Here is an 8,206-nt window from a genome sequence, read left to right as displayed (position 1 = left end):
GTCAATGAAGCAGTGCAGTTAATCTACTTGATTAACAAGCAATTAGACTCAAATAAAAAAGAGACAAATCAGAATATTTCTATTTTGTCTCTTATGGTGGGCGATGAGGGGTTCGAACCCCCGACCCCCTCGGTGTAAACGAGGTGCTCTGAACCAGCTGAGCTAATCGCCCTATTTTATTAGGTTGCAATCGTTGCTTATTGCGAATGCAAATATACAGCTAGATTTTATATTTGCAAGCGAAATTTAAAAATAAATTAATAAAAAATCAAGCCTATTTTATTTGTTGCTCAAAAACAGTGCTTTAACCAGACTCAGGTCTAGCAGTTTTTTTTGTAATGACTCGCTTATAGTAGTACATTTGCATTCTAAAATTGAAAAAATGGGAAGATTCAAAGACAATGATTTGCCAAAATCAAAAATAACGGCAAGCTCGCTCAATAAAGCAAAAATCATCTTTAAATACGCAGGCAATAACACTTGGAAATTTTATGTTGGTTTAATTTTTCTATTACTTACCAGTGTTACAGCCTTAGCATTTCCTAAATTTATGGGAATGTTAGTAGATTGTGTTAATAAAAAAGATTCGGCTTTAGCGAACCAGATTGCGTTAGGATTAGGATTGGTTTTAATATTACAATCAGTGTTTTCTTTTTTTAGATTGTCTTTGTTTGTCAACTTTACCGAAAATACGTTAGCCAATGTCCGATTGGCATTATATACTAATTTAGTAAAACTCCCTATGACGTTCTTTTCGCAAAAACGTGTGGGAGAACTAAACAGTAGAATCAGTAATGATATTACCCAAATTCAAGATACTTTAACTACTACAATTGCTGAATTTCTTCGTCAGTTTATATTGATTATTGGAAGTTTTGTAATGCTTGCCAGTATCAATATCAAGTTAACGATTATGATGGTTTCTATCGTTCCGTTGGTTGGAGTTGCGGCGGTATTGTTTGGTCGTTTTATTCGAAAATATTCTAAAAAAGTACAAGATCAGGTAGCCGAAAGTCAGGTAGTGGTTGAAGAAACCATGCAAGGAATTAGCATTGTAAAAGCCTTTGCTAACGAATGGTATGAAATTGCCCGTTACCAAGGAAAAATCAAAGAAGTAGTTAAAATTGCTATCAAAGGCGGTCAGTTAAGAGGGTATTTTGCATCCTTTATTATCATCTGTTTGTTTGGAACTATTGTGGCTGTAGTATGGTATGGAGTTCATTTAAGTATCGGAGGTGAAATATCTGTGGGTGAATTATTTACATTTATTTTATATTCAAGTTATGTAGGAGCTTCTTCGGGAGGAATTGCCGAATTGTATGCTCAGGTTCAAAAAGCAATTGGAGCTACCGAACGTGTTTTTGAATTATTAGATGAAACTCCTGAGAAAATTGATGCCACTCCAAATTCAGCTTCAATCGAAAAAATAAAAGGAAATGTAACTTTTAAAAATGTTGCTTTTAGTTATCCGTCCCGAAAAGAAATTCAGGTTTTAAAAGATGTGAATTTTACGGCTAGTTTTGGTCAAAAAATTGCCATCGTAGGACCCAGTGGTGCTGGAAAATCAACTATTGCTTCTTTGTTGTTGCGTTTTTATGATATTGATAAAGGAGAGATTCTAATTGATAATAAAAACATTCATAATTTTGATTTAGAAAATCTTCGTGGAAATATGAGTATTGTACCTCAGGATGTGATTTTATTTGGCGGAACCATCAAAGAGAATATTGCTTACGGAAAACCAAATGCCACAGATGACGAAATTTTATTGGCAGCAAAACAAGCCAATGCTTACAATTTTATTGAAAGTTTTCCAGAAAAAATGGAAACTGTTGTGGGCGAAAGAGGAATTAAACTTTCTGGTGGTCAAAGACAGCGTATTGCCATTGCTCGTGCCTTGCTTAAAAATCCAAGTATTTTAATCTTAGATGAAGCTACTTCATCTTTAGATAGCGAAAGCGAAAAATTAGTTCAGGAAGCGCTGGAAATTTTGATGGAAGGAAGAACAAGTATTATTATTGCGCACCGATTATCAACGATTCGTTCAGCCGATCAAATTTTAGTAATTGATAACGGAAGGATTAGTGAGCAAGGAACTCATCTGGAATTGATAGGTTTAGAAAACGGAATTTATAAAAACCTAAGCAATCTACAGTTTAGTAATTCATAAAATATAAGATTATATACACAAATAAAAAAGGGATGATTTTGAATTCATCCCTTTTTTAGTATCAATCAAAAAAATTAGTTTCTAATTAATTTTCTGTATTTCAAACGTTTTGGAGTTAAATCACCACCTAAACGTTTTTTCTTGTTTTCTTCATAATCAGAAAAACTTCCTTCGAAGAAATAGACTTCAGAATCTCCTTCAAAAGCTAGAATATGTGTACAAATACGGTCTAAGAACCATCTGTCGTGCGAAATTACCACAGCACATCCAGCGAAATTTTCTAAACCTTCTTCTAATGCACGAAGCGTGTTTACGTCCAAATCATTCGTTGGCTCATCCAGTAACAATACGTTTCCTTCTTCTTTTAAAGTCATAGCCAAGTGCAAACGGTTACGTTCTCCACCAGAAAGCATTGAAACTTTTTTATTTTGTTCTCCTCCACCAAAGTTGAAACGCGATAAATAAGCTCTTGAATTCACTTGTTTTCCGCCCATCATAACCAATTCCTGACCATCAGCAAAGTTTTCCCAAATGGATTTATTTGGATCAATATTAGAGTGCGATTGATCTACATAAGCGATTTTAACCGTTTCACCAACAGAAAATTCTCCGCTATCGGTTTGTTGTTCGCCCATAATCATTTTGAAAATGGTTGATTTACCAGCACCGTTTGGCCCAATAATTCCAACAATTCCAGCCTGTGGCAAAGTAAAATTCAAATTATCATACAATAATTTTTCTCCAAAAGCTTTGGCTACATTTTTCGCTTCAATAACATTCGTACCTAAACGTGGACCATTTGGAATATAGATTTCCAAGTTTTCATCCAATTGTTTTTGGTCTTCATTCAATAATTTATCGTAATTCTGTAAACGTGCTTTTTGTTTGGTTTGACGACCTTTAGCTCCTTGACGAACCCAGTCCAATTCACGTTCTAAGGTTTTTCTACGTTTAGAAGCTACTTTTTCTTCTTGTGCCATACGGTTTGATTTTTGGTCTAACCAAGAAGAATAATTTCCTTTCCAAGGAATACCTTCTCCTCTATCCAACTCTAAAATCCAACCCGCAACATTATCCAAGAAATACCTGTCGTGTGTTACAGCGATTACCGTTCCTGAATATTGTGCTAAGTGTTGTTCTAACCAAAGAACACTTTCTGCATCTAAGTGATTCGTAGGCTCATCTAAAAGCAAAACGTCTGGTTGTTGCAACAATAAACGACACAAAGCTACACGACGACGCTCTCCTCCTGAAAGGTTTTTGATTGGCGTATCTCCTTCTGGCGTACGCAAAGCATCCATTGCGATTTCTAGTTTTGTATCTATTTCCCAAGCGCCAAGAGCATCAATTTTGTCCTGCAAAGCTGCTTGACGATCCATCAATTTATCCATTTTGTCTGGATCAGAATAGTTTTCTTCAAGACCAAACAAATCATTGATTTGGTTGTACTCTTCCAAAACTGCCATAGTTTCAGCAGCTCCTTCACGAACAATTTCGATTACAGTTTTCGAATCATCAAGAATCGGTTCCTGCTCTAGATAGCCAACAGTGTAACCCGGTTGAAAAACAACATCTCCCTGATAGTTTTTATCAACTCCGGCAATAATCTTCAAAAGTGAAGATTTTCCAGAACCATTAAGACCTAAAATACCAATTTTAGCCCCGTAAAAGAAACTCAAATAAATATTTTTAAGCACAGGTTTATCTGCTCCCGGATAGGTTTTACTCAATTTTTGCATTGAGAAAATTACTTTCTTATCGTCTGACATTTTTTTATTATTTAATTTCTATTATTTATTTTTTATTGATATTGTAATTGAATTTTGCAATTGATATTGATACCTTTTTAAACCCTTCCTTTAAGCGAACTAAAAACCCAGGCAATAGCAAAAAATCCGATTCCAACGGCAGCAAATCCAATACCTGAAATATCTCTATATTTGAATATTCCAAGACCTATTAAGATTAATCCCATTACAATCATTATAAACGTAGCCCATCCTAAGATACTATTTTTATTCATTCCCATTCTTCTGGTATTTTGTTTTAGAAATGCAAATATCGCTAAATTTAATGGCTAATTAAAAATATGATAAAGCATTTCTTTTAATAAATCAGCGTTAGACAAGGCATTAGCCCCCACTCCTTTGCTTTTTACATCAATCTCTCTTAACGAAGCTACAACCTGACTTACTTTTCGCATCGGATAATTTTTTAAAGCCACATCATATTCTTTTAAGAAAAACGGATTTACTCCTAAAACAGAAGCCACATTTTTTGGGTTTTTATCTTTCAATCCATGGTATTTTAATAACTGCACGAAAAAACCAAAAACCAAACTGGTAGTCACTACCATTGGATTATCCTTTGGATTATTGGCAAAATTTTCAGCAATGGTGTACGCTCTTAATTGATTGCGTTCTCCAATGGCTTTTCGCAATTCAAAAACATTGAAATCTTTACTAAAACCTATATTTTCTTCAATATCTTTAGGCGAAATGGTACTTCCTTTGGGTAAAATAATTTGTAGTTTCTCAAGTTCATTATTTATTTTACTCAAATCAGTTCCTAAAAATTCGACTAACATTGCCGAAGCTTTCGGTTCAATAGTATATTTTTTTCCTGCTAAAACGCGTTTAATCCAATCGCCAACCTGATTTTCGTATAATTTTTTACTTTCGAAAATCACTCCGGATTTGGCAATCATTTTAGTTACTTTTTTCCTTTTATCTAAGGTTTTGTATTTGTAACAAAGTACCAAAACCGTTGAAGACATTGGATTTTCGGCATAACTTTCTAATCGGTCAATTGTTTTTGTTAAATCCTGAGCTTCTTTTACAATCACAACCTGACGTTCTGCCATCATTGGGTAACGCTTAGCCGTCGAGACAATATCTTCGACCGAAACATCTCTGCCGTACATTACCGTTTGATTAAAACCTTTTTCGTCTTCTGATAAAATATTCGTTTCAATATAATCCGATAACTTATCAATATAATAAGGTTCCTCACCCATTAAAAAATAAATGGGTTTAATATTTCCACTTTTTATATCGTTTACAATTTTTATGACTTCGTCCATTTTTTTAGAATGCAGATTTCAGATTTTAGATTTCAGATTTGAAAACTGCAATCTTGAAACTTATTTAATACTTTTGCACCATGCAAAAACTCAATTTTCAGTTGTATAACTTTCGATTCAAAAATAGCGAAAATAAAGTGGCTATTTTTGATGAAATCAGAAAAAAATTTATCATTCTCACTCCCGAGGAATGGGTTCGTCAGCATGTGGTTCGGTTTTTATTGGAAGAAAAAAAATATCCAAAATCCTTAATTAATGTCGAAAAGGTGCTTTTAGTTAACGGATTAAGAAAAAGATATGATGTGGTGGTTTTTAATTCTGATGGTTCTATTCATATTTTAGTGGAATGCAAAGCGCCTGAAGTAAAAATTACGCAAGGAACTTTTGACCAAATTGCACGCTACAATATGACAATGAAATCTAATTTTTTGATGGTGAGCAATGGATTGAATCATTATTTTTGCCAAATGGATTATGAGAATGAAAAATATGAATTTCAGAAAGAATTGCCTAATTACGAATTGAAAACGCAACAATAATAAAAGAATTTGTAAAGCATGGAAAATTTAATCTACTCTATTTCATTACTATTAGTAATAATCTTAATTTTTTTCCCTTCATTTCTAATCTACAGATTGAAAAAACAGTACTCAGAACATGTTTTTACTTTTTACATCGTTTCAGGAGTCATAATAAGTTCAATTTTAATGCTAGTTGTTGCATGGTGGAGTTATTTTTCATGTGAAATTCTTCTTTCCTATTACGGTTATGATTTTGAATTGATGATGAATAATAAAGAAAGATTAAAAAATGTTTCTCCAGAAAATTTAGACAAAGTAAAACTTTTAAATCAAAAGAGAATGGGAATAGGTTGGCCTTTGAAAGCAATATTTGGTGAGATTATTTATATCCCTTATCTTCTAATAGTCTATCTTTTGACATTTTTATATACAAAAATAAGAATGAAGAAAAAATCATGAACTAATTAAATTAGTAACGATTCAAACAATAAATACCCAAATTATTTAATAAAATTAAATGAAAATAGCCGTTGTCATTCTCAATTGGAATGGAGTACAATTATTAGAACAATTTTTACCTTCCATTATTCAATATTCGCCTGAAGCTACTGTTTATGTTGCTGATAATGCTTCGACTGATGCGTCTATTTCATTTGTGGAGCAACATTTTCCTGCTATACAAATTGTAAAAAACACAGGAAATTATGGTTTTGCCAAAGGTTATAATGAAGCGTTGCAACATATTGATGCCGAAATTTATGCTTTAGTCAATTCGGATATTGAAGTGACTGAAAACTGGTTGAGTCCTATTTTAGACACTTTCGAAAACGAACCTAAAACAGCTATAATTCAACCGAAGATATTGGATTTTAAAAATAAAGAATACTTTGAATATGCTGGTGCAGCTGGCGGATTTATAGACAAATACGGTTATCCTTATTGTCGTGGTCGTATTTTTGAAACTATCGAAAAAGATAACGGACAATATAATGATGCTTGCGAAATAACATGGGCTTCAGGAGCTTGTTTTTTTATTCGAAGCAAAATATATCATGAATTAAAAGGTTTTGATGATGATTTTTTTGCACATCAGGAAGAAATCGACTTGTGTTGGCGTGCAAAAAACAACGGTCATATTATAAAATACAATCCAAATTCGGTTGTATATCATGTAGGTGGTGCTACTTTAAAACAAGGAAACCCAAAGAAAACATTTTTGAACTTCAGAAATTCTTTATTAATGCTGGTAAAAAACTTACCTAAAGAAAATTTATATTCGGTTTTATTTATTCGAATGTTGCTAGATGGTGTTGCAGGAGTTCATTTTATTTTTCAAGGAAAATTCAGTCATTGTTTAGCTATTTTAAAAGCACATTTTGCTTTTTACACTTTATTTTCAAAAACTTACAAAAAAAGAGGAATTTTTCAATCAAAAAGATACTATAATGTTAAAAGCATCGTTATTGATTACTATATAAATAATGGCAAGGTCTTTGCTAAATAATTTTAACATTAATTTATCTTTAATTTGTAAACATTAAAAACTAAATTTGTAAAAACTCAAAACTAATAAAATTTATGAAAAAAGTTGTTATGGCCCTTTCGGTACTTGCTCTTTTAACTTCATGTGTGTCTAAAAAGAAATACACTGAACTAGAAGCAAGAAATAAAGAAACTCAAGATTTATTGAATACTGCTACAGTAAAATTAAATTCTTGTCTTGAAGAAAAAGCAGGACTTGCTGCTAGAGTTGAAGGTTTGAAAGAACACAATCAAACATTAATCAACACGTCTAAAGACATGACTATTTTGACATCAAAAGGTGCTGAAAATATTGAAAAAGCTTTAGAATCTATCAAAGAAAAAGATTTGAAAATTAGTAGAATGCAAGATGCATTAACTAAGAAAGATAGTGTTACTCTTGCTGTTGTTACTAGTTTAAAAAGCGTAGTAGGATTAAACGATGAAGACATCGAAATCAATGTTGAAAAAGGAGTGGTATTTATCTCTATTTCTGACAAAATGCTATTCAAAACGGGAAGTTATAACGTAAGTGACAGAGCAAAAAGTGTTTTAGCTAAAGTGGCTAAAGTAGTAAACGACAAACCAGATTTCGAATGTATGGTTGAAGGTCATACTGATAATGTTCCTTATATTGGAAACGGAGTTTTATTAGACAACTGGGATTTAAGTGTAAAACGTTCTACTTCTATTATCCGTGTATTAACAAACGAATTAGGAGTTAAACCAGAGCAATTAATCGCTGCAGGTAGAAGTTCTTATGTTCCTTTAGTTGATAACAGTTCAGCTGAAAACAGAGCTAAAAACAGAAGAACTCGTATTCTTGTTTTACCAAAAATTGACCAATTCTACGATATGGTTGAAAAAGAAATGAAAAGACAAAAATAATTTTTAGTCTTTCATATATCAAAA

Annotated in this window: 8 protein-coding genes and 1 tRNA gene; 5 read left to right on the top strand and 4 right to left on the bottom strand. The window is 32.5% G+C overall.

Annotated elements, in window-relative coordinates; genetic code table 11:
• Positions 1 to 94: 94 nt before the first annotated feature.
• A tRNA-Val gene (locus AAGV33_RS15065) sits at positions 95 to 172 on the bottom strand.
• A 210-nt stretch (positions 173 to 382) separates the two neighbouring features.
• Here AAGV33_RS15065 and AAGV33_RS15060 point away from each other — a divergent pair.
• Complete coding sequence (locus AAGV33_RS15060) at positions 383 to 2,170, top strand: ABC transporter ATP-binding protein (protein ID WP_373393088.1); 1,788 nt, start codon at positions 383 to 385, stop codon at positions 2,168 to 2,170.
• 74 nt (positions 2,171 to 2,244) lie between these two features.
• On the opposite strand, the gene ettA is transcribed toward AAGV33_RS15060, so the two are convergent.
• From ettA to holA, 3 genes are all read right to left on the bottom strand, one after another.
• Positions 2,245 to 3,939, bottom strand: coding sequence for an energy-dependent translational throttle protein EttA (gene ettA, locus AAGV33_RS15055; protein ID WP_373393087.1), 1,695 nt, complete (start codon positions 3,937 to 3,939; stop codon positions 2,245 to 2,247).
• 77 nt (positions 3,940 to 4,016) lie between these two features.
• Positions 4,017 to 4,199 (bottom strand): CAL67264 family membrane protein, encoded by a 183-nt coding sequence (locus AAGV33_RS15050; protein ID WP_373393085.1) that lies wholly within the window; start codon positions 4,197 to 4,199, stop codon positions 4,017 to 4,019.
• A gap of 48 nt (positions 4,200 to 4,247) precedes the next feature.
• A complete protein-coding gene (gene holA / locus AAGV33_RS15045; protein WP_373393083.1) occupies positions 4,248 to 5,252 on the bottom strand; it encodes a DNA polymerase III subunit delta in 1,005 nt (334 codons plus the stop codon).
• 80 nt (positions 5,253 to 5,332) lie between these two features.
• Between holA and AAGV33_RS15040 the strand changes: the two genes are divergently transcribed.
• The 4 genes from AAGV33_RS15040 to AAGV33_RS15025 all read left to right on the top strand — a co-directional run bounded on the left by AAGV33_RS15040 (position 5,333) and on the right by AAGV33_RS15025 (position 8,182).
• A complete protein-coding gene (locus AAGV33_RS15040; RefSeq protein ID WP_373393081.1) occupies positions 5,333 to 5,791 on the top strand; it encodes a type I restriction enzyme HsdR N-terminal domain-containing protein in 459 nt (152 codons plus the stop codon).
• Between the two features lie 18 nt (positions 5,792 to 5,809).
• Positions 5,810 to 6,232: a hypothetical protein gene (locus tag AAGV33_RS15035; protein ID WP_373393080.1), complete on the top strand. Its 423-nt coding sequence runs from the start codon at positions 5,810 to 5,812 to the stop codon at positions 6,230 to 6,232.
• 58 nt (positions 6,233 to 6,290) lie between these two features.
• Entirely contained in the window at positions 6,291 to 7,277 is a 987-nt protein-coding gene (locus AAGV33_RS15030; RefSeq protein ID WP_373393078.1) for a glycosyltransferase family 2 protein, read from the top strand.
• A 74-nt stretch (positions 7,278 to 7,351) separates the two neighbouring features.
• Positions 7,352 to 8,182, top strand: a complete 831-nt coding sequence (locus tag AAGV33_RS15025) for an OmpA/MotB family protein (protein ID WP_373393076.1) — start codon at positions 7,352 to 7,354, stop codon at positions 8,180 to 8,182.
• Positions 8,183 to 8,206: the final 24 nt, after the last annotated feature.

Source organism: Flavobacterium magnesitis, assembly GCF_041729735.1.
In the GTDB taxonomy this organism is placed as follows: domain Bacteria; phylum Bacteroidota; class Bacteroidia; order Flavobacteriales; family Flavobacteriaceae; genus Flavobacterium; species Flavobacterium magnesitis.
The sequence above is the reverse complement of the archived record's forward strand: the minus strand, read 5'-3'. Positions and strand labels throughout refer to the sequence as shown.

Coding starts and splice junctions, on each gene's coding strand:
- AAGV33_RS15060 (WP_373393088.1), top strand. CDS start 383: ATGGGAAGATTCAAAGACAATGATTTGCCAAAATCAAAAATAACGGCA.
- ettA (WP_373393087.1), bottom strand. CDS start 3,939: ATGTCAGACGATAAGAAAGTAATTTTCTCAATGCAAAAATTGAGTAAA.
- AAGV33_RS15050 (WP_373393085.1), bottom strand. CDS start 4,199: ATGGGAATGAATAAAAATAGTATCTTAGGATGGGCTACGTTTATAATG.
- holA (WP_373393083.1), bottom strand. CDS start 5,252: ATGGACGAAGTCATAAAAATTGTAAACGATATAAAAAGTGGAAATATT.
- AAGV33_RS15040 (WP_373393081.1), top strand. CDS start 5,333: ATGCAAAAACTCAATTTTCAGTTGTATAACTTTCGATTCAAAAATAGC.
- AAGV33_RS15035 (WP_373393080.1), top strand. CDS start 5,810: ATGGAAAATTTAATCTACTCTATTTCATTACTATTAGTAATAATCTTA.
- AAGV33_RS15030 (WP_373393078.1), top strand. CDS start 6,291: ATGAAAATAGCCGTTGTCATTCTCAATTGGAATGGAGTACAATTATTA.
- AAGV33_RS15025 (WP_373393076.1), top strand. CDS start 7,352: ATGAAAAAAGTTGTTATGGCCCTTTCGGTACTTGCTCTTTTAACTTCA.